Annotated in this window: 16 protein-coding genes and 4 pseudogenes; 3 read left to right on the forward strand and 17 right to left on the reverse strand. The window is 57.9% G+C overall.

What is annotated here, in order from left to right; all coding sequences use genetic code 11:
* Positions 1–493: 493 nt before the first annotated feature.
* Positions 494–1,600 (reverse strand): aspartate-semialdehyde dehydrogenase, encoded by a 1,107-nt coding sequence (asd, locus tag SGP1_RS21220; protein WP_011412137.1) that lies wholly within the window; start codon positions 1,598–1,600, stop codon positions 494–496.
* Positions 1,601–1,803: 203 nt separating this feature from the next.
* Between asd and SGP1_RS21225 the strand changes: the two genes are divergently transcribed.
* Complete coding sequence (locus SGP1_RS21225) at positions 1,804–2,397, forward strand: YhgN family NAAT transporter (RefSeq protein ID WP_011412138.1); 594 nt, start codon at positions 1,804–1,806, stop codon at positions 2,395–2,397.
* A gap of 152 nt (positions 2,398–2,549) precedes the next feature.
* Here SGP1_RS21225 and gntT read toward each other — a convergent pair whose 3' ends face one another.
* The 8 genes and pseudogenes from gntT to pldA form a co-directional block, all read right to left on the reverse strand.
* Entirely contained in the window at positions 2,550–3,866 is a 1,317-nt protein-coding gene (gntT, locus tag SGP1_RS21230; RefSeq protein ID WP_011412139.1) for a gluconate transporter, read from the reverse strand.
* 291 nt (positions 3,867–4,157) lie between these two features.
* Complete coding sequence (gene gntR, locus SGP1_RS21235) at positions 4,158–5,153, reverse strand: gluconate operon transcriptional repressor GntR (RefSeq protein WP_011412140.1); 996 nt, start codon at positions 5,151–5,153, stop codon at positions 4,158–4,160.
* Between the two features lie 76 nt (positions 5,154–5,229).
* A pseudogene (locus tag SGP1_RS21240) lies at positions 5,230–5,925 on the reverse strand (pirin family protein).
* Positions 5,926–6,177: 252 nt separating this feature from the next.
* A complete protein-coding gene (yigL, locus tag SGP1_RS21245) occupies positions 6,178–6,984 on the reverse strand; it encodes a sugar/pyridoxal phosphate phosphatase YigL (RefSeq protein ID WP_011412142.1) in 807 nt (268 codons plus the stop codon).
* Between the two features lie 46 nt (positions 6,985–7,030).
* Positions 7,031–7,805: pseudogene (locus SGP1_RS21250) on the reverse strand (alpha/beta fold hydrolase).
* 14 nt (positions 7,806–7,819) lie between these two features.
* Positions 7,820–8,373: pseudogene (locus tag SGP1_RS21255) on the reverse strand (LysE family transporter).
* 112 nt (positions 8,374–8,485) lie between these two features.
* Complete coding sequence (recQ, locus tag SGP1_RS21260) at positions 8,486–10,363, reverse strand: ATP-dependent DNA helicase RecQ (protein WP_011412144.1); 1,878 nt, start codon at positions 10,361–10,363, stop codon at positions 8,486–8,488.
* A gap of 63 nt (positions 10,364–10,426) precedes the next feature.
* Positions 10,427–11,296, reverse strand: coding sequence for a phospholipase A (gene pldA, locus SGP1_RS21265; RefSeq protein WP_011412145.1), 870 nt, complete (start codon positions 11,294–11,296; stop codon positions 10,427–10,429).
* A gap of 205 nt (positions 11,297–11,501) precedes the next feature.
* Here pldA and SGP1_RS21270 point away from each other — a divergent pair, with 205 nt between their 5' ends.
* Together SGP1_RS21270 and rarD are read left to right on the forward strand one after the other, a co-directional pair.
* A complete protein-coding gene (locus SGP1_RS21270; RefSeq protein ID WP_011412146.1) occupies positions 11,502–11,972 on the forward strand; it encodes a thioesterase family protein in 471 nt (156 codons plus the stop codon).
* A gap of 3 nt (positions 11,973–11,975) precedes the next feature.
* Positions 11,976–12,872, forward strand: coding sequence for an EamA family transporter RarD (gene rarD, locus SGP1_RS21275; protein WP_011412147.1), 897 nt, complete (start codon positions 11,976–11,978; stop codon positions 12,870–12,872).
* Positions 12,873–12,879: 7 nt separating this feature from the next.
* Here rarD and SGP1_RS21280 read toward each other — a convergent pair.
* From SGP1_RS21280 to dapF, 8 genes and pseudogenes are all read right to left on the reverse strand, one after another.
* A pseudogene (locus tag SGP1_RS21280) lies at positions 12,880–13,356 on the reverse strand (AbrB family transcriptional regulator); the annotation flags it as partial.
* 190 nt (positions 13,357–13,546) lie between these two features.
* Complete coding sequence (locus SGP1_RS31025) at positions 13,547–13,720, reverse strand: hypothetical protein (protein WP_158302465.1); 174 nt, start codon at positions 13,718–13,720, stop codon at positions 13,547–13,549.
* 88 nt (positions 13,721–13,808) lie between these two features.
* The gene (gene corA / locus SGP1_RS21285; RefSeq protein WP_011412148.1) at positions 13,809–14,759 is read right to left on the reverse strand and encodes a magnesium/cobalt transporter CorA; all 951 of its coding nucleotides are present in this window, start codon (positions 14,757–14,759) and stop codon (positions 13,809–13,811) included.
* Positions 14,760–15,087: 328 nt separating this feature from the next.
* Positions 15,088–17,250: a DNA helicase II gene (gene uvrD / locus SGP1_RS21290; RefSeq protein ID WP_011412149.1), complete on the reverse strand. Its 2,163-nt coding sequence runs from the start codon at positions 17,248–17,250 to the stop codon at positions 15,088–15,090.
* A gap of 78 nt (positions 17,251–17,328) precedes the next feature.
* On the reverse strand, positions 17,329–18,039 hold the full coding sequence (yigB, locus tag SGP1_RS21295; RefSeq protein ID WP_011412150.1) for a 5-amino-6-(5-phospho-D-ribitylamino)uracil phosphatase YigB: 711 nt from the start codon (positions 18,037–18,039) through the stop codon (positions 17,329–17,331).
* Positions 18,039–18,950, reverse strand: coding sequence for a tyrosine recombinase XerC (gene xerC, locus SGP1_RS21300; RefSeq protein ID WP_011412151.1), 912 nt, complete (start codon positions 18,948–18,950; stop codon positions 18,039–18,041). Before xerC ends, yigB begins: the two co-directional genes overlap by 1 nt.
* Positions 18,947–19,648 (reverse strand): DUF484 domain-containing protein, encoded by a 702-nt coding sequence (locus tag SGP1_RS21305; RefSeq protein WP_011412152.1) that lies wholly within the window; start codon positions 19,646–19,648, stop codon positions 18,947–18,949. The genes xerC and SGP1_RS21305 overlap by 4 nt, the downstream gene beginning before the upstream one ends.
* Entirely contained in the window at positions 19,645–20,469 is an 825-nt protein-coding gene (gene dapF, locus SGP1_RS21310) for a diaminopimelate epimerase (protein ID WP_011412153.1), read from the reverse strand. The genes SGP1_RS21305 and dapF overlap by 4 nt, the downstream gene beginning before the upstream one ends.
* Positions 20,470–20,532: the final 63 nt, after the last annotated feature.

Raw genomic sequence — 20,532 nt, forward strand, 5'->3', positions numbered from 1 at the left:
GCGCGTTCAGGCTTGCTTAACGAAATTTTTTATTAACTATTAAGCCTATGAAAAACTTAACTTCGCTAAGTTAAATTTTTTATCATCCAAAAAAACACGTTGGCGATAGGTGCGGCATCAGGGGCAGTCAATGTCCTGCACCAGCAGGTAATGCGTTAACGGATGAGCGGATTATCGTCACCGCGGCCACTTGCGACGGCGACGCTGGGTTGGCCACGCTCAGGCAGGAGCAGGCGATGGGCCGCCTTGTCCCCCTCTTCCGCTAAAGGAAAGAAAGTAGCAGCGTACATGAATCGTTAGCGCACGATAGCGCTTAAAGTGCGACGCGTTTCAGCCAAGGACAGAGTGAAAGCATTAAGGGAATAATCTCGCCCATCGGCAGCAAAAAGGTGTCTTTCTTCACGCGACAAACGGCCCCTGCCCCATCACAATGCGTCGGCGGCAGCTAACGGCAACCGGAAACACAGCGCAGGCGGCAACCGCCGAGGGTCGTTTAATGCGCCAATTGGCGCAGCATACGGCGCAGAGGCTCGGCAGCGCCCCACAATAGCTGGTCGCCGACGGTAAAGGCCGAAAGATACTCCGGGCCCATATTCAATTTCCGCAGCCGACCGACCGGGGTTTTCAGTGTGCCGGTCACCGCTGCCGGCGTCAGCTCCCGCATCGACAATTCACGATCGTTGGGCACCACGGTCACCCAATCATTATGGGTAGCGAGCAGTTGCTCAATTTCCGCCAGCGGTACATCCTTCTTCAGCTTCAGCGTAAACACCTGGCTATGGCAGCGCAGAGCGCCTATACGCACGCACAGCCCGTCCACCGGTATCGGCTGGCGGGTATTAAGGATCTTGTTGGTTTCCGCCTGACCTTTCCACTCTTCGCGGCTCTGGCCGTTTTCCAGCTGCTTATCGATCCAGGGGATCAGGCTACCGGCCAGCGGTACGCCAAAATTATCCGTCGGCAGGGTACCGCTGCGGGTCAGTTCGGTGACCCGACGCTCGATATCCAAAATGGCCGAAGCCGGATCCTGCAACGGTTTGGCTACCGCGCCGTGTAATTGTCCTATTTGTACCAAGAGCTCGCGCATATGGCGCGCGCCGCCGCCGGATGCCGCCTGATAGGTGGCCACCGAGGCCCATTCCACCAAATCTTGGGCAAACAAACCGCCCAGCGACATCAGCATCAGACTCACAGTGCAATTACCGCCGACAAAGGTTTTAATGCCGCGTTCCAGCCCTTGCTGGATGACGGCCTGATTGACGGGATCCAGGATGATAATCGCGTCATCGCGCATACGCAGCGACGACGCCGCATCAATCCAGTAGCCCTGCCAGTCAATTTCACGCAGCTGGGGATAGATTTCGTTGGTATAATCGCCGCCTTGACAGGTAACAATAATGTCCAGCGCGCTGAGCGCCGCCAGATCCCGCGCATCTTGCAACACACCCTGCTGGCCGTTTACCGCCGGCGCGGGCTGGCCATGCTGGGAAGTGGAAAAAAATACCGGGCGGATGGCGTCAAAATCGCGCTCTTCGGTCATGCGCTGTATCAGCACTGAACCGACCATACCGCGCCAGCCGATAAAACCAACGTTTTTCATGTTTAACTGTCCTGCCGTAGGGGGGTGGACAAACTATTCCGCGTGCTCTTACTGCGAAGCCTCAGCAGGAAACACTTTGTCCACCTTACAAAATGTGGTTGAAATGCCGCAAGTGAAATTATTCGATTTTAAGCCCTTTTTCAGCAACGGCGCTTATACTCTTCCGTTGCCGGGATGCCGGCGCTGATGACGTCGAGGTGATAATGAGCGAAATGATATCGGCTACCGTTTTGTTATTTTTGATTATAGATCCTTTGGGCAATTTGCCCATTTTCATGTCGGTGCTTAAACATTTGGAGCCGAAGCGGCGGCGTATTATCGTCATCCGGGAAATGCTGATGGCGCTGCTGCTGATGCTGATTTTTTTGTTCGCCGGCAAGCATATTCTGTCGTTCCTCAACCTGCGCACCGAAACGGTGTCGATCTCCGGCGGCATTATTTTATTTTTAATCGCCATCAAAATGATCTTTCCGTCACAGGAAGGCAATAGCTCCGGCCTGCCGGCGGGAGAGGAACCGTTTTTGGTGCCGCTAGCGATTCCGCTGGTCGCCGGGCCGTCTATCATTGCGGCATTAATGCTGCTATCGCATCAATATCCCCTACAAATCAATCATTTGTTGCTGGCGTTGCTGATAGCCTGGGGCCTGTCTGTGGTTATACTGATGCTGTCCAACGTCTTTTTACGCTTGTTGGGCAATAAAGGCGTCAGCGCGCTTGAGCGGTTGATGGGGTTATTGCTGTTGATGATCTCGACCCAGATGTTTTTAGACGGCGTCCGCACCTACCTGCACGCCTGAGGGGGAAACGTCATCGCCGGCTAATTGACCGGGCGTAAACGTTTCCAAGCAGCTCGGGTAAGGGAGCCGGCAGGCCGACAAGATAAAATAAGGCCCGGCGGGCACACTGCCACGCCGGACCGCACGTGTTACCACGTGCTATTCGCTAAAGCTTAAATCACCATATTCAGCAGCAGACAGCCCACCAGGCCGCCGACCGCGATGATGGTTTCCAGCACTGACCAGGAGCGGATGGTCTCGCCAATGGTCAGGTTGAAATACTCCTTGAACAGCCAGAAGCCGGGGTCATTGACGTGAGAAAAGATCACGCTGCCGGAGCCGACGGCGATAACCATCAGCTCGGGGCTGACGCCGGTGGTGGCGATAAGCGGTGCGGCGATACCGCCGGCGGTGATCGCGGCGACCGTCGCCGAACCCAGCGCAATGCGCAGCGTAGCGGCGATGGTCCAGGCGAGCAACAACGGTGAAATGGTGCTGCCTTCCATCAGCGAAGCGATATATTTATCCACGCCGCTGTCTACCAGGACCTGTTTAAAGGCCCCGCCGCCGCCGATAATCAAGAGCATCATGGCGATAATTTTTATGGAATCGGTAATGGTATTCATCACCTCATCCATAGAGCGGCCGCGATTAAGACCGAACGTGAAGATGGCGATCAGCACGGCGATAAACGTGGCCATAATCGGTTCGCCGAAGAACTCGGTATACGCCAGGATGGGATTGCCCGCCGGTAATACCATTTCGGTAACGGCACGCAGCGCCATTAATACCACCGGTACCAGCGAAGTCCAGACGCTGACGGCAAAGCTCGGCATCTCCTGCTCGGTAAACTTTTTCGGGTTATACAGACCTTCCGGCACCGGCTTGTCAATATGGAACAGGAAACGCGAATAGACCGGTCCGGCCAGAATGACCGTCGGAATGGCGAGGATGGTGCCGTATAACAGCGTTCTGCCCATGTCAGCGTGGAAGATGGCGGCAATCGCGGTAGGGCCAGGGTGCGGCGGCAGGAAGCCGTGCGTTACCGACAGCGCGGCGGCCATTGGTACGCCCACGTACAGTAGCGAAATACGCGCGTTGGCGGCGATACTGAACACCAGCGGCAGCATCAGCACAAAACCAATCTCATAAAACAGCGCGAAACCGACGGTGAAACCCGTTAATACCACCGCCCATTGAATATAAAGCTGTCCAAATTTGTCGATAAGCGTGGTGGCAATACGCTGAGCACCGCCGCAATCCGCCAGCAATTTTCCCAGCATGGCGCCGAAACCCATAATCAGCGCCAGACTGCCCAGCGTGCCGCCAACGCCGTTTTTGATCGATTCGATGACTTTGTTGACCGGCATGCCCTGCAGGATCCCTACAGCCAGTGCAACCAGGATTAACGCGATGAAACCGTTTAGTTTAAAACGGATCATCAGGAGCAACAGGAGTGCTACCCCAATGGCAACAATAAAAAGTGGCATGATAATTCCCCCAATGGATATCTGTCCGAACCGGTGAGTCGCGCGCCGGTCAATATATGATAGTCTTCAAATCATATCTTATGATATGATGTTACCGGTATCATGATACCGGTAACATCCTGCGCTAAGGAATGGATAGGGGAACTAAATTAGCGTTTTGGGAGCGGGATCATATTATGGCCTGAGGCGCAGGGTCAGAGAATTCTCCCGGTCGGCAGGGTGAAGGAAGAAAGTGGACGGCCCTGTTCCTATGAACGTTGCGACGGTAAGTTGCCTGCTACGCTGTAAGGGTCAAATACTTTCCCCGGTCAGTAACGTAAAACCGACGTCGATTTGCCCGTCGGCGCGCGGTTCGCCCCGCAGGCGGGCCAACAGGCAGTCGGCGCTCAGGCGCCCCATTTCTTCACGGGGAGTAAGTACGCTGGCCAAGCGTGGATGAGCAACGCGGGAGAAGTCGTGACCGTGAAAACCAGCTATCGCCATCCTGTCGGGCACGGTAATCCCCTGGCGCTGGCATTCAAACAATGCGCCTATGGCCAAGTCGTCATTGGTGCTGATTATGCCGTTGATACCGGGATACTCCCGCTGCGTCTGGCACAGTAATTCCACGCCGGCGGAATAGTTGGAGGAGTCCGCCATCATGACGCTATAGGCGGGCAGGCCGGCGTCGCGCATGCCTTGCTCATACCCTTGCTGCTTAATTAGGGTACGTTCATCCTGTCGGGCGCCGAAATACACCACTTGATGATGCCCACGCTCGACGATAAGCCGGGTCATTTGCCGTGCCGCCTCGAAATTATCAAACCCCACCGCCATATCCAGACAGGGGGAGACGCAATCCATGATCTCCACCACCGGAATACCGGCCACTTCGATCATTTTCAGCGTACGGGGGGAATGATGGCGTTCGGACAGGATAAGGCCGTCAATGTTATAAGACAGTAGCGAGGTCAGCCGCAGCTCTTCCAGCTCCGGCGAATAACCGTAGTGCGCCAGCATGGTCTGATAGCCGTTGGCATCGGTGACCTGCTCAATCCCGCGCAGGACTTCGGCGAAAACCTGATTAGTCAGCGAAGGCAGCAACACGCCGATAGCGCGGCTGGTGGCGTTGGAGAGGATATCCGGCGCCCGGTTAGGGATATAACCCAGGCTATCAAGCGCCGCGGCGATCTTCGCCTGCAGCGCCTGAGAGACCCGATCCGGATCGCGCAGATAGCGACTCACCGTCATTTTGGTTACCCCAACTTGATCGGCGACATCCTGCAGTCCCGGCCTTTTTTTCTTCATTATTAACTTGTTAACCTCCACCGACGATTCAGCTAAGTTTAACAAAAAAATCCGCTGCCGAGTATTTTTATTCCGGTCAAACCGGGGACAGATCAAACAGCAGCACTTCGCTGTCGTCGTGCACCGCCAGTGCAATCCGGCTTTCGTCCTCTACCGCGAGCGAATCGCCGGTTGTCACATTGATATCATTCACAGTCAACGCGCCGGCGATGACCTGTAGCCACATCCGACGGCCGGGGGCGATGGGCAGCGAATACGACCACCCGCGCGGCAGCGCCCAGCGGGTCAGGGTCATATCCTGGAACACCCGCAGCGAGCCGTCGCGGCCGTCGGGCGATAGCACCAACTAGCGGCCTTCGGGCGCCCCAAAGCGACGCTGTTCGTAGCGCGGCGGCAGGCCGGTTTGCGCCAGCGTTATCCAGATCTGATAGAGATGCAAGGGCGCATCGTCGCGGGCATTGTATTCGGAGTGCCGTATCCCGGTCCCGGCGCCCATGATCTGAAACTCACCGGCGTGAATCTGCGCCTGATTGCCCATACTGTCCCGATGCGCGACCGTGCCGGAGCGCACATAGGTCAGAATTTCCATATCCTTATGCGGGTGCGTGCCGAAACCCTGTCCGGGGGTAATGATGTCCTCGTTTATCACCCGCAACGCGGAAAAACCCATAAAATCCGGGTGATAGTAATCGGCGAAGGAAAAACTATGCCAGCTGGTCAGCCAGCCGTAGTGGGCATAACCGCGATCGTTGGCGGCGCGCAGGATATTCATATTCTCCTCACTGTTTTCCTCTAGTCTAAACGCGGCCTGAAAGAATAATAGCGGAAAAATATCATCGCTAAGTTCAAAAAATTAGAATGAAACATCTGCGTGAAAGGACGAATCGGGGACAAAAAAAGCCAGCGCACAAGCTGGCTGAAATTACTGGAAGCAATGTGAGCAATGTCGTGCTCCCGTGCCAGGATCGCAATGGCCGGTAAGCACAAAAATAGTAATCATTATCATTCGCACTTGTAAAGTTTTTTAGCGATCGCCCAGGTACATTGCCAGCAGATAACGGGGAACCGCGTCATCTTCGTTGCTGCCGATGACCTCCAGGTTCGGCAATGCCTCTTTGAGACGCTGTTGGGCGTTTTGCATAATGCAGCCCTTGCCGGCCATCACCAGCATCTCCTGGTCATTCATCCCGTCGCCGAAGGAAATGCAATCCTGTAGTTGATAGCCCAGCAAACCGGCCACCTGCCGCAGTGCATGCCCTTTGGAAACCCCGCCCGCCATGACCTCCAGGCAAACCGGCAGTGAGAAACTGACGTTGACCCGATCGCCCCAGCGGGCGTTGAGCGCCTCTTCCAATACCAGCAGCCGCTGATGATCGTCGCAGGTGAAATACACTTTGCAAATGCCGTCCGTGGGCAGTGCCCCTTGCTGATACACCTGGTATTTGAAGGTGGACTCGCGGAAAAAATCTTCCTGATTGGCGCGATTGCGGTTCATAAACCATTCATCATTGCGAAAGATATTGGTCAGGATTCTCGGGTCCTGATGCACTACGCTACACAACTCTGCCGCAATGTCCTCGTCCAGATTGTGGGAGAAGATCAACTCGCCGGCGGTGTTGTGCACCCGCGCGCCGTTAGAGGTGATCATATAGGCGTCAATTTCCAGATTGGCGCGCATCTGCGCTACATCCACATGGTGGCGGCCGGTGGCGAACACGAAGTGGATCCCGCGCGCGGTCAGCAGTTGCAGGGTTTGTTTGGTGTAGGGGGTAAGCCTATGGGCCGGGGAAAGCAGTGTGCCATCTAGATCGGATGCAACAATATGGAACATGGGGCGATAGAACCTCTGGTGTATGCGGCGAAACCAGCGCCGCAGATTAATGATGCCGCATAAAGAAATCAGCGATTAGCGTGAGCGCCTGCGCGCGCAGCGGGTCAGTCTCGAATAAAATTTCGTGACGCGCGCCCGTCATCGTTATCGGGCCGTTATTTTCACAGGGATGACCTGCCCGGGCCATGGCCTGACAGAACGCCCAGTGGCTACGATTGTCGACGATTTTTTCTTCTCCGGCCTGCAGCAGCACCGGCGTGGTGATAGCCTCAGCCTGCGCCATCACCTGCTGTGCGTCAGCATATTGACCATGAACGGCCGGGGCCGCCAGGCGCCGGTACCTACCGCATAGAGATCGCGCATGGCTGGGCCAGAAACAGCGCCAATATGGCGCCGCCCATGGAGTGCGCCAGCGCGAAGCGTCGGCGGTAACCCGCCGGTTGGACAACCCGTTGCCAGAAATGGGCGAAATCGCTGACATAATCAGCGAACTGCAATACATGCCCGCGGTGGCTGTCCGCCAGCAATCGCCCGGAAAGCCCTTGTCCACGGTGATCAATAATCATCACATCATAGCCGCACTGAAACAGATCATAAGCCACTTCAGGGTATTTGACATAGCTTTCAATACGGCCAGTGCTGATGACCACCACTTTATCATGATCGGGGGCGCAAAAGCGCACAAAGCGAATCGGCAGCGACTGCGCCCCGGCGAATTCCCCTTCTTCTCGCCCGCGCCAAAAATCCAGCAGCTCGCCGGCAGAGAACGCGGCAAATTGCCGTTCACGGGTTAACCACTCCGCGTTACGCACCCGGCACATCGCCCGGCGTCGCCTCAGCGCGACAAAATGAGATTAATGCCGAAGCCGGCAAACAACACACCGGCCACGCCATCAATCCAGCGCGCAAGACGCTGATAGCCGCGGCGCATCGCCGGCAGGGCGAATACCACCGCCACCAGGGAAAACCACAGCAGGGTTTCGCCCAAAATCAGGGCAAATATTCCTAAGCGGGCGCCGGCGCCCACATCATCGCCAACGAAGAGCGAGAAGACGATACCAAAGTAAATGACCGCCTTGGGGTTGGCTAGATTGGTTAACAAACCGCGCAAAAAGCGATGTTCCCACCCGCCGCTGGCGGCAACCTCCACGGCCGGCGCGTCACCCGCGGGCGCCCGTCGGCGCGCTGCGCGCAGCAATTGCCAGCCCATCCAGCAAAGATACAGACCGCCGCCCAGATGGCTACCCCAAGGATAATGCCCAGGACGCCGTACATCGCCTGGCGACGCGAGCGGCTGGCGGCCGTCTGCGAGACGAAAAAGGAATCGGGACCGGGCGACATCAGGGCAATCAGGTGCACCAGCGCCACGGTAACAAACAGCATAAACATAGTTTTCCTGCTCCAGAAATAAAACGCCGAGGCACGATGCCCCACGCGTCAGGGGGTACCTATCCCGGGACGCCGCTGCCAAAGCCTGGCGAACCTATCGGCCTTACCGCCTTTAACGCAGGGTCGGCCGCGAGCCCTCATCAGACAGGTGTTCACGGATAAGGGCCAGAAACGGCAGACCGAAACGCTCCAGTTTGCGGTTGCCCACCCCATTAACCCGCAGCATCTGGCCGCTGTCGGTGGGCAGCTGCTCTGCCATTTCCAAGAGCGTGGCGTCGTTAAACACCACATAGGGCGGGACATTGGCCTCATCCGCCAGCGCTTTACGCAGCTTGCGCAGCTTGGCGAACAGCGGGCGATCATAGTTGCCACCGTAGGTTTTGGGAGCCGAGCGGGTTTTCAGATTGGTCACCCGCGGCTCCGCCAGCATCAAGTCCACCTCACCCCTGAGCACTGGCCGCGCCGACTCTGTTAGCTGTAACACCGAATGCTGAGTAATATTCTGGCTGACCAGCCCCAGATGGATCAATTGCCGCAGCAGGCTTATCCAATGCTCATTGCTGCGCTCGCGGCCGATACCGTAAACTGGCAGCCGGTCGTGCGCATTTTCGCGGATACGCTGGCTGTTGGCGCCTCTGAGTACCTCAACGACATAGGCCATACCGAAACGCTGCCCGACCCGGTAAATGCAGGAGAGCGCTTTGCGCGCTTCTTCCAGCCCATCGTAGCGCTTGGGCGGATCAAGGCAGATGTCGCAGTTGCCGCAGTTGCCGCAGTTGCCGCAGTTGCCGCAGTTGCCGCATGCCATCTGACGACCTTCGCCGAAATAGTTCAGCAGCACCAGCCGCCGGCAGGTCTGCGCCTCGGCGAAGGCGCCCATTGCGTTGAGCTTATGGCGCTCGATGTCCTGCTGCTGGCCGATAGGTTTCTCTTCCAGACAGCGCCGCAGCCAGGCCATGTCCGCCTGATCATACAGCAAAATGGCTTCTGCCGGCAGACCGTCGCGGCCGGCACGTCCAGTTTCCTGGTAATAGGATTCGATGGTGCGCGGGATGTCGAAGTGCAGCACAAAGCGCACGTTGGGCTTATTGATGCCCATGCCGAAGGCGACCGTCGCCACCACGACCTGCAAATCGTCACGCTGAAACGCCTCTTGCACCTGAGCGCGGCGAGCGTTTTCCAGGCCCGCGTGATAGGCGGCCACGCTGACGCCGCGACTTTGCAAACGCGCGCTCAGATCTTCCACCCGCGAACGGCTATTGCAATAAATAATACCGCTTTTACCGCGCTGGCCCTGCACGAAGTGCCAGAGCTGCTCAAAGGGTTTGTACTTCTCCACCAGCGTGTAGCGGATATTGGGACGGTCGAAGCTGCTGAGCTGGACCAGCGGATCGCGTAAGTCCAGCAGGCGCAGGATATCCTGCCGCGTCGCTTCATCCGCGGTGGCGGTCAGCGCGAGGAACGGCAGCGTCGTGAAATGACGTTTGATTTGTCCGAGCGCGCGATATTCCGGGCGGAAGTCATGCCCCCATTGAGAAATGCAGTGCGCCTCGTCCACAGCGATCATCGCCAGCCGCCACTGCTGCAATTGCTCGAGCATGTTGTCCATCATCAGACGCTCGGGGGCGATGTAGAGCATTTTAATGCGCCCGGCGCGGCACGCCGCCATCACCTCGTACTGCTGCTCGCGACTTTGGGTGGAGTTCAGGCAGGCCGCCGCAACGCCGTTGGCCAGCAGTTGATCAACCTGGTCCTTCATCAGCGAAATCAGCGGCGAGACTACCAGCGTCAGCCCGTCCATCACCAGAGCAGGGATCTGATAGCACAGCGATTTACCGCCGCCGGTGGGCATGACCACCAGACAGTCTCGGCCGCTGAGCACCGCGTGAATGATCGCTTGCTGGCCCGGCCGAAACTGCTGGTAGCCGAAGGTGTCGTGCAACACCTGCTCCGCCAACACTTCCCGCTGGATTATTTCCGCCGTAGACACATCTGCTCCAACTTTGTCTTCAAACGAACGCCGCAGCGGCGTCCGTGGTTAAGTCCCTGTGAATTACATCATATCATTGAGCATAAAGCCCATCCCGATACACGTCTGGCGATGATTATAATCGATTAGCGACTCGCCATAACCACTAAACACCTGGGTATAAAAACGGACGTGCCGGCTGACGGGATAGCTCCAGCCCACCTGCGCTCCACCGTAGCCGCTGTTCCAGTTGTAGCGTCCTTCCGCGCTGAAGATACTTTCTCCCCAGGCATAACCTATCTTCAGCCGGTAGTGGCCCATATACTTGATAATATCGGGATTATCGCTGCTGTCGTCCAGCCGCAGCCACGGCTTCACTTCTACCTGCCAGTTCCCGTTTTGCGCCATGAGCCGCGTATAGGCGCGGTTCCAGCTGCGCGAAGTGGGATCCGAGCGGCCGTTGGACTGATGGTTCAGACCCAGCTCCACATCGCGCAAGGTCCAGCCTGCGAAATCATAATCCGTTGCCCAGCCAATGAACAGCTGAGGTTCATAGTTGGTTTCGCGAAAGGGCGACGATTCTTCACTGTTGGATAACTGCCACCAAGAGCGCTGGGTATAGGACGCGCCCAGCAACGAATTATCGCCCGCGATACCGCGCCACAACGGAAATCCCAGGCTTAATTGGAAAGCCACTTCGTCTTTTTTGGCGTTATTGGCCCAATCGTAGCTGCTTATCGCCTGTTTATTGATGTTGCTGGTATAGGTGTAGAGCAGGTAGTTGCTCTCATACGGGTAAAGCGTGAAGGGATTGTCGTGCTCCTGTAACAGATTGGCAATGATGCTTCCCTTCACCGCCGGTGTATCATGGATCTTCTCAACCGTGGCTTCTTGAGCGTAAACGAAAGAAGTCGATCCCAGCAAGAAAGCGGTTGCCCCCCAAAGTTTGCGCATAAAATGTTCTCCGAAAGCGCGTAACCCACCAACAAAATCATTCAAAGCTAATCATTTTACACGCTCTTAGAACTTTGTTTTAGGGAAAACTGCCTAAAGTTAACGGCGCCACCCAAGGCTGGTAATCCACATTAATTAAGCATACTATGAACATAAATATTACATCACTCCGCGCATTAAGCGTTGCCCCAATCCGGAATTAACTATGTCTGCAACACCGCTTACCGCCGATCACGTCCGCCGCTTGATCAGGGATATCTTTGTCTATCATATGCCGTTCAACCGCGAATTGGGTCTGAACTTGACTCGCCATGAGAGCGATGCCGCACAACTCGAATTTGAGCGCGATGAAAAGCTGGTGGGCAACGCCCTTCAGCGCATTCTTCACGGCGGCGTGATCGCGTCGGTGCTGGACGTCGCCGCCGGGATCACCTGCGTGACCAGCGCGCTATTGCGCCAGCCCGCGCTTTCGGAGCAGGATCTGCGCCACCGTCTGGCGCGCATGGGCACAATCGACATGCGGGTGGATTATCTGCTGCCCGGCCACGGTGAGCGGTTTATCGTCACCAGCCATCTGCTGCGCGGCGGCAACAAGATTTCCGTGGCGCGTGCGGAGCTGCGCAATGACCGGGGGCATCATCTCGCCACCGCCACCGCTAACTATCTGGTAGGCTGACCGATGAGTGACAATAGCGCCCGTCAGGGTGTGTTGTGCGCCCTCGGAGCCTATTTTATCTGGGGCCTGGCGCCCGCCTATTTCAAATTGATAGCCCAGGTGCCCGCCAACGAAATTCTCGCGCACCGTATTTTATGGTCGGTGGTGTTTATGTTGGTGCTGCTGACCCTTGGCCGCCGCTGGCCGCAGGTGCGCCAGTCTTTACGGCGCGGCAAATTGCTGCTGGCCCTGGCGCTGACCTCTGTGCTGGTCGGCAGCAACTGGCTGCTGTTTATTTGGGCGGTCAATCACCACCATATGCTGGAAGCCAGCCTCGGCTACTTTATCAACCCGCTGGTCAACGTATTGCTCGGCATGCTGTTTTTGGGGGAACGGTTTCGCCGGCTGCAGTGGCTGGCGGGGATGCTGGCGTTCGCCGGCGTGCTGGTACAACTGTGGATGTTCGGTTCACTGCCGCTTATCGCCTTGGGGCTGGCGCTCACTTTCGCCCTGTATGGCCTGTTGCGCAAAACGATCGGTATCGACGCGCAAACCGGCATGCTCATCGAAACCCTCTGGCTGATGCCGGCGGCCGCCTATTACCTGTTTATCGTCGCCGATAGCCCGACCAGCCATCTCGGCGCCAACGGCTGGCATCTTAATCTGCTACTCGCCTCCGCGGGCGTGCTGACCACGGTACCGCTGCTGCTATTTACCACTGCCGCGAACCGACTGCGCCTGTCGACGCTCGGTTTTTTCCAGTATCTGGGGCCGACGTTGATGTTCCTGCTGGCGGTAGGATTTTATGGCGAGGCATTAAGCGCCGATAAGCTCTATACCTTCGCCTTTATTTGGCTGGCGCTCGGGGTTTTCATTACCGACGCCCTTCTGACCCAGCGGCGGCGGCTTTCGGTCGCTTGAGGCTGCCTCAGCTGCGCGACTGGCTGGTCGGACGCCGGACAGAGATGCAGGAGATAAAACACGCCATCGCAGGCCCGAACAGCAGAATGGCGAATAAACGCAGGCTTTGCATCGCCATGACAAAACCGATGTTTACCTGACTGCCGGCGGCGATAATCGCCACGATATCCAAGCCTCCGGGGCTGGTGGCCAGATAAGCGGTCAGCAAATCCACCGGCAGCAGTTTATTCAACAGCCAGGCCATGGCGCCGCACAGCAGCATCAGGCCGACGATGGACGCCAGCATCTGCGGTAGCGTTTTTAGCGCCAACAGCACGATAGCGCGGGTGAAGCGCAGGCCAACGCTCCAGCCGAAAATGCATAGGCCAGCGCCAGCAGCAGCGGACCGGCGGGAATACGCAGCCGGCGGCCGAGAGTATCGCCCCCACGGGCCGCCACCGCCAGCGTGGCGATAAAGCAGAGCGTCCAACGGCGGAAACCACATTCCGCCGGCGCGACAGCCCCCCGGTTGGCCCGGGCAGGCTGCTAAACCTGACCAGCACCGCCAAAATGGAAGGTGAGAGAGCGCCGGCTAGTCATGCACCCCAGGATGGCCTGGCAGCCGATGAACACCTTGGGCGATATGGCGATGCGGGAGCCGGACAAGGCCATCACCAGACCAACCATCATGGGACCTAGAGCAGCGCGGCGGGAACGTGGTAATGTTGCAGGATAAATCCCAGCGCCAGCCAACACGCCAACACGCCAACACGCCAACACGCCAACACGCCAACAGGATCAGCAATTGGAGATAAACCGGCAAAGCTTTCATGAATGAAGGTCGTTTCAAAGCAGGCGTAGGTAGCCATTTTATCACATTGCGGCCGCGGAGGGAAAATATCCTGCGTCCGGATCGGCGCCCTGACCGGCCGCCGTCGTCGTCTCCTCCGCCACTCCCTACAGCCAGTTTTTGCGCTTGAAATACAAATACGGCGCCAGCCCGGCCAAAATCATCAGCATAATGGCGCCCGGATAGCCGAAAGACCATCTGAGCTCGGGCATAAACTCGAAGTTCATACCATAACTGGAGGCAACCAAGGTCGGCGGCAGGAAAACCACCGAGACCACCGAGAATATCTTGATGATGCGGTTCTGCTCGATATTGATAAATCCCATTGCCGCCTGCATCAGGAAGTTCACCTTCTGGAACAACGATTCGTTATGGGGCAGCAACGACTCGATATCGCGCAGCACCTCCCGCGCCTGCTCCAGCTGCCCCGACGGCAGCCGCGCCTTGCGCACCAGAAAGTTCAGTGCACGCTGGGTATCCATCAGGCACAGCCTGACTTTCCAACCCACGTCCTCAAGCTCGGCGAGCGTGGAGAGCGCGTTATCATACTCATCGCCCTGGTGGCCATCCATGATGACCAGGCTCAGCGCTTCCAGATCGCTATAAATATTTTCAATTTCATCCGCCAGTTGCTCGATTTTCGTCTCGAACAAATCCAGCAGCAGCTCGTAGACGTTGCCGTCAATCAGCGTCTGGCTGCGGGTTCGCATCCGGTACAGGCGAAACGCCGGCAGTTCACGCTCGCGCAGGGTATAAAGCCGACCGTCGCGGATAGTAAATGCCACAGTGGCGTTACCGGCGTGATCTTCAGCGTCGGCATAAAAGAAGAAGGAATGAATATGCAGCCCGTCCTCGTCCTCGAAAAAGCGGGCGGACGCTTCGATGTCCTCTAGCTCCAGACGCGTCGCTAGGCTCTGCCCTAGCTCGTGCTGCACCCGTTCGCGCTCGTCATCGCCGGGCTCGATGAGATCCACCCATACCGCATCAAGTAAGGTGCCCTGCTCATCAGCGTCAAGACGCGACAAACGATGGTTTTCCAGTTGAAATGCGTTAAGCATACGCCCTCGTTTCCTTCACGGTAACCAACGGGAAACGCATTAGATCACAGAAATACGGGGTGAGGAGCCACCGTCGAGTTTCAGACCGTCAAAGACCGACTCTGCGCGACATTCATTGAAGGCCGCTGACAAGCACTGAGGCGGCCAGCGCTGGAGGCAGCCTTAGTGGATGTACCTGATAAACAGATTATCGAGCCAGTATCTACTGGGGGTGTCCAAGGCGTAATCCTCTCCTAATAGTAGTGCGCGCATGTTACGCCGAGAAGAAAAAGGCTGTCAATACGTGAGAAAAACCGTTTGGCCAGTTTCTGTACAATAGCGCGGCGGGTCAAACGGTTTCCAGGCGGGCGTAAGCAACCACCAGCCATTTGATGCCCTGGCCTTGAAACGCAATTTGCAGACGGCTATGTTCGCCGCTGCCTTCCAGATTGACTACCGTACCCTCACCAAATTTCGGATGGCGAACCCGCTGGCCAAGGGTGAAACCGCTATCGCTTTCGCTTAACGGCGCACCAATGCGCTGCTGGCTGGCCGGACGGGTCACGCTGGCGCGCAGCCGCACTTCTTCCACGCACGCCGGCGGCAGTTCGCCGACAAAGCGCGACGGCCGGTGGTAAGCCTCTTTGCCATACAGCCGGCGGGTTTCCGCATAGGTAATGGTCAGCTTGTCCATCGCGCGGGTGACGCCGACATACGCCAGGCGGCGCTCTTCTTCTAGGCGCCCGCCTTCGTCCAGCGACATCTGGCTGGGGAACATTCCCTCTTCCATACCGACAATGAACACCTGGGGGAATTCTAGCCCTTTGGCGGAATGCAGCGTCATTAATTGCACCGCGTCCTGATAGGAGTCGGCCTGGCCCTCGCCGGCCTCCAGGGCGGCGTGAGACAGGAACGCCTGCAGCGGCAGCAAATCCTGATCTTCATCGTTGTAGCTAAACTGGCGGGTAGCGGTGACCAGCTCTTCCAGGTTCTCGATACGCGCCTGGCCCTTTTCACCTTTTTCCTGCTCGTACATGCTCCATAGGCCGGAGTTTTTGATCACCCGATCGGTTTGCACATGCAACGGCAGCTCCGCCGTCTCTTCCGCCAGCGCATCAATCAGCTCCAGAAACCGCTGCAGCGCGGCGGCGGCGCGACCGGCCAGCACGCGCTCCGCGAGCAGCGCCCGGCTCGACTGCCACAGCGTCAGCTGACGGTCGCGGGCGGTCTGACGCACGACATCCAGGGTGCGATCGCCGAGGCCGCGCGGCGGCGTATTGACGACCCGTTCATAGGCGGCGTCATCGTTGCGGTTGGCGATAAGCCGCAAATAGGCCAGCGCATCCTTGATTTCCTGACGCTCGAAGAAGCGCATACCTCCATAAATCCGGTAAGGCAACCCCGTTTGCAACAGCGCCTCTTCCAGCACGCGCGACTGGGCGTTGCTGCGATACAAAATGGCGCAGTCCTTGAGCGCCCCACCCTGCTCCTGGCTTACCTTGATGCGGTTTACCACAAAGAGCGCCTCGTCCAGTTCGTTAAAGGCGCAGTAAAGGGTAATCGGTTCGCCTTCAGCGCCCTCGGTCCACAGATTTTTGCCCAGCCGGCCGCCGTTGTGGGCGATAAGGGCGTTGGCCGCCTGCAGGATATTGCTGGTGGAGCGGTAATTTTGCTCCAATCGAATGGTCTGCGCGCCGGGGAAATCGTCCAGGAAGCGCTGGATGTTTTCTACCTGCGCCCCGCGCCAGCCGTAGATCGACTGGTCATCGTCGCCGACGATCATCACATTGCCGTCATCGCCGGCCAGCATGCGGATCCAGGCGTATTGAATTTGGTTGGTATCCTGGAATTCATCCACCAGGATATTGGTAAAACGTTCGCGGTAGTGGCGCAGAATATGCGGCTTGTTTAGCCACAGCTCGTGGGCGCGCAGCAGCAGCTCGGCAAAATCCACCAGCCCGGCGCGGTCGCACGCTTCCTGATAGGCCTGATAGATGCGCTGCCAGGTCGCCTCGACCGGATTGCCGTAACTCTCCACATGCTGCGGACGCAGTCCATCGTCTTTTTTGCCGCCGATATACCACATCGCCTGGCGCGGCGGCCACTGTTTCTCATCCAGATTCATGGCGCGGATAAGGCGTTTTAACAAGCGCAGTTGATCTTCACTATCGAGGATCTGAAAATCCTGCGGCAGGTTGGCATCCTGATGGTGGGCACGCAACAGGCGATGGGCCAGCCCATGGAAGGTACCGATCCACATGCCGCCCTGGCTGGTGCCCACCAGATGTTCGATGCGGTGGCGCATCTCCGCCGCCGCCTTGTTGGTGAAGGTGACCGCCATTACCGAATAGGGCGAGCAATTTTCCACCGACAGCAGCCAGGCGATACGATGCACCAGCACCCGCGTTTTGCCGCTGCCGGCGCCGGCCAGCACCAGCAAATTACCGCGCGGCGCCACCACGGCTTCCCGTTGCTTGTCGTTCAAGCTGTTGAGCAAATCAGAAACGTCCATAGGTGGCCTTTAACATGCGATGAGGAACGCCGCCCGGCGGCGGCGAAACACTGGTCATTTATACAGAGTTAGCGTTGATTATAACAAGGCTGTCAGGGATGCCAACCGCGAAATTTCCAGATGCGGCAACAGACGCGCATCGGCGGCGAAATTACCGCCGCGATCGTTGATCCAGCAGGCCTGCATCCCGTAGCGAATGGCGCCGGTGACATCCGCTTCCAGATCGTCGCCCACGTGCAAAATAGTCTCGGGCGGCACATTCAGCAGCGTCGCCACCAGATGGTACATATCCTGCCAGGGCTTGGCGCGGCCGTCCGGGCCGGCGCGCAGAATGTGGCTGAAATAGCCCGCCAGCCCGCAGGCCTCGGGAGACGCGTTGCCGTTGGTGATCGCCACCAACGGCCAGCGGGCGCCAAGGGCCGCCAACGTTTCGTGCGTGTCTGCCGGGACATCAATCTGACTTCGCCAGAGCAAGACGACCTCCATGGCAACATCGGCGCCGGCGCGCGCGTCGTGCTCGCTGAGCCCCGCGTTACGCATCGCCAATTCGATCGAGCGCCAGCGCCAATGGCTCACATCGTGATAGATTTCCGGCTCGCGCTGACGCAGCTCACGGCGCAAACGCTGATAATCTTCTTGCCTCAGGTCGCGCAGCGCAGGATGGTAATGCTGTAGAAACCGCACCGACTCATATTCGGTGCGGGCAATCACCGGCCGGTTATCGTACAGGGTATCATCGAGATCAAAGGTTAACGCGCGCAGCGGTCGCAAAGGACGATAGAAATGCATCAGGTTTTTTCCCGTTTGGCTCGTGGGTGCGCGGCATCATACACCGATGCCAAATGCTGAAAATCGAGGTGAGTGTAAATCTGGGTGGTACTGAGGTTGGCGTGGCCAAGCAGCTCCTGTACCGCGCGCAAGTTGCCGCTTGACTCCAGCATATGGGTGGCGAAGGAGTGGCGCAGCTTATGGGGATGGATATGGCTGTTTACCCCTTGCTTCACACCCCATTCGGCGAAACGTTTTTGTACGTTGCGCGCGGAAATGCGACGTCCGCTGTTGGCGATAAACACCGCATCATCCTTGGGCGCGTAACGGTCACGTAGCGTTAACCAGCGCGTCAGCCAGGTGACGGCGGTGGCGCCGATGGGCAATTTACGCTCTTTGTTGCCTTTACCCACCACCCGCACTTCGCCGCCGCCGAGATCCACATCCGCGCAATTCAGGCCGACCAGCTCCGCCAAACGCAGGCCCGCGCCGTACATCACTTCAAGCATCGCGCGGTCGCGCAGGGCCAGCGGGTCGCGGGTATCGATATCCAGCAGGTGGTCAACTTCATCCACATCCATGTTTTTTGGCAAATGCCGTCCGTGGCGTGGCGCGGAAACGCCGCGTGCCGGGTTTGCGCCCAGCGCGTCGGTGCTCACCAGCCAGTCGAGAAAGCTGCGTAGCGCAGAGAGCCGCAGCGCCAAACTGGCGGACTGTAGCCCCTGGCGCTTGCTGCGCGCGGCCAGCGCACGCACCTGGCTCACCTCCAGCTGTCTCCATTCCGTCAGCCCCATTTCATCGATCAGGACGATAACGGTATACAGCTGCCGCTGATAGCTTTCCCGCGTTTTGGCGCTCAGTTGCAGCTCCACACGCAGATAATGCAGGAAAGCGTCTACCTGCAGCTGCAGCGGAGAGCCTGTGCCGGTCATGCCCGGCTGACCCAACGTTCCAGCAGCCCCGGTAACAGCGTGGCCAACTGCTGTAATAACACCGTGCCCATCCCGTCCTGGAAATGCTGGCTGTCGCGGCTGGTAAACATCAGCACGCCGAGGGAGCCGTCATCCCCCAGCAGAGACATGGCAACGGAGCCAACCTGCCGCACCTGAGGCAGCAGCAGCAGTTCCGGACCATTAAGCTTGCCGAGATAATGGTTGCCCTGGCCGAGGCGCTGGATCCGCAGCGGCTCGAACGCACTGCGCGCCAGCGCCAAATGGGTGAATCCGGACGGCGCGCCCAACTGCCATTGGTCGCTGAACAGCCGCACATGCGCGCCCGCGAGTCCCAGGCCGCGCGCCCAGCGCTGCAGGCGATTAAGCAGCTCCTGCAAACTCCCTGCCGCCGCCAGATCGGACTGCAGCCGCAGTAACCGATAGAACAGCGGCTCGTTGGTGCTCGCGTGTTCCATGAGGCGGGTAATATCGTCTTCCAACTGCTGAATATGGGCACGCTGACGTCCCAGTTGCCATTCCAGCAGCGACACACAGCCGCGCACCGGATGCGGCACCACCATCTGCTCCACGATCCGGGCATTACGGATAAAGAAATCCGGGTGCGTGAGCAGATACTGCACCACCTGTTCGTCATCCAGCGTTTGCGCGCTGTCCGCCTGTTCGCCGACTTGCTTCATAGATGAATAAATCCGTCATAGATATGGGTGGCCGGGCCAGTCATATACAGCGGATGACCCGGTCCGCGCCAGCTGATGGCGAGTCGGCCGCCGGTGAGTTCCACCTGTACCTGTTCCGCCAGCTGACCCTGCGAGATCCCCACCGCGACCGCGGCACAGGCGCCGCTGCCGCAGGCTTGGGTTTCTCCCGCGCCGCGTTCGTAGACCCGCAGGCGGATATGCCCGCGGTTCAACACCTGCATAAAACCAATATTGGCCCGTTCCGGAAAACGCTCGTGGCTCTCCAATACCGGTCCAAGCGTCGCGACCGGCGCGTTGTCTACGCTGTCCACGGCGATTACGCAGTGCGGGTTGCCCATGGACACCACGCCGCAGAGCACCGTCTGCTCCGCCGCACGCATAATATAGGTTTTTTCAACCCTAGCAGCGCGAAACAGCACCTGCTGCGGGTCGAAATTCGGCTCGCCCATATTAACGCGTACCGAATCGTCTTCAGTGACGGTCAATACCATACGTCCCGTTTGGGTACTGACATGGATATCGCGTTTGTTGGTCAGATTCTTCATGCGCACAAAACGGGCAAAACAGCGGGCGCCGTTGCCGCATTGCGCCACTTCGCTACCGTCGGCGTTAAAAATACGATAATGGAAATCCAGTTCCGGATCATAGGGTGGTTCCACCACCAGCAATTGATCAAACCCTACACCGCAATGCCGGTCCGACAGGCGGCGGATCATTTCGGGTGAGAAATAAACATTTTGCGTCACGGCATCCACGACCATAAAGTCGTTACCCAGGCCGTGCATTTTGGAGAACTGCATATCCCACTCCGCTGAGTAGCCGATAACGCAGCATAGCGCGTCTGCCGGCAGGAAGCGACTGCG

It is taken from the genome of Sodalis glossinidius str. 'morsitans' (genome assembly GCF_000010085.1).
GTDB lineage: Bacteria > Pseudomonadota > Gammaproteobacteria > Enterobacterales > Enterobacteriaceae > Sodalis > Sodalis glossinidius.

Bases quoted from the DNA above. Each gene is read 5' to 3' on its own strand.
- SGP1_RS21270 (WP_011412146.1), top strand. From the start codon at position 11,502: ATGTCTGCAACACCGCTTACCGCCGATCACGTCCGCCGCTTGATCAGG.
- yigL (WP_011412142.1), bottom strand. From the start codon at position 6,984: ATGTTCCATATTGTTGCATCCGATCTAGATGGCACACTGCTTTCCCCG.
- gntR (WP_011412140.1), bottom strand. From the start codon at position 5,153: ATGAAGAAAAAAAGGCCGGGACTGCAGGATGTCGCCGATCAAGTTGGG.
- uvrD (WP_011412149.1), bottom strand. From the start codon at position 17,250: ATGGACGTTTCTGATTTGCTCAACAGCTTGAACGACAAGCAACGGGAA.
- asd (WP_011412137.1), bottom strand. From the start codon at position 1,600: ATGAAAAACGTTGGTTTTATCGGCTGGCGCGGTATGGTCGGTTCAGTG.
- pldA (WP_011412145.1), bottom strand. From the start codon at position 11,296: ATGCGCAAACTTTGGGGGGCAACCGCTTTCTTGCTGGGATCGACTTCT.
- SGP1_RS21305 (WP_011412152.1), bottom strand. From the start codon at position 19,648: ATGAAGCAAGTCGGCGAACAGGCGGACAGCGCGCAAACGCTGGATGAC.
- yigB (WP_011412150.1), bottom strand. From the start codon at position 18,039: ATGCATTTCTATCGTCCTTTGCGACCGCTGCGCGCGTTAACCTTTGAT.
- xerC (WP_011412151.1), bottom strand. From the start codon at position 18,950: ATGACCGGCACAGGCTCTCCGCTGCAGCTGCAGGTAGACGCTTTCCTG.
- rarD (WP_011412147.1), top strand. From the start codon at position 11,976: ATGAGTGACAATAGCGCCCGTCAGGGTGTGTTGTGCGCCCTCGGAGCC.
- SGP1_RS31025 (WP_158302465.1), bottom strand. From the start codon at position 13,720: ATGGCTACCTACGCCTGCTTTGAAACGACCTTCATTCATGAAAGCTTT.
- SGP1_RS21225 (WP_011412138.1), top strand. From the start codon at position 1,804: ATGAGCGAAATGATATCGGCTACCGTTTTGTTATTTTTGATTATAGAT.
- corA (WP_011412148.1), bottom strand. From the start codon at position 14,759: ATGCTTAACGCATTTCAACTGGAAAACCATCGTTTGTCGCGTCTTGAC.
- gntT (WP_011412139.1), bottom strand. From the start codon at position 3,866: ATGCCACTTTTTATTGTTGCCATTGGGGTAGCACTCCTGTTGCTCCTG.
- dapF (WP_011412153.1), bottom strand. From the start codon at position 20,469: ATGCAGTTCTCCAAAATGCACGGCCTGGGTAACGACTTTATGGTCGTG.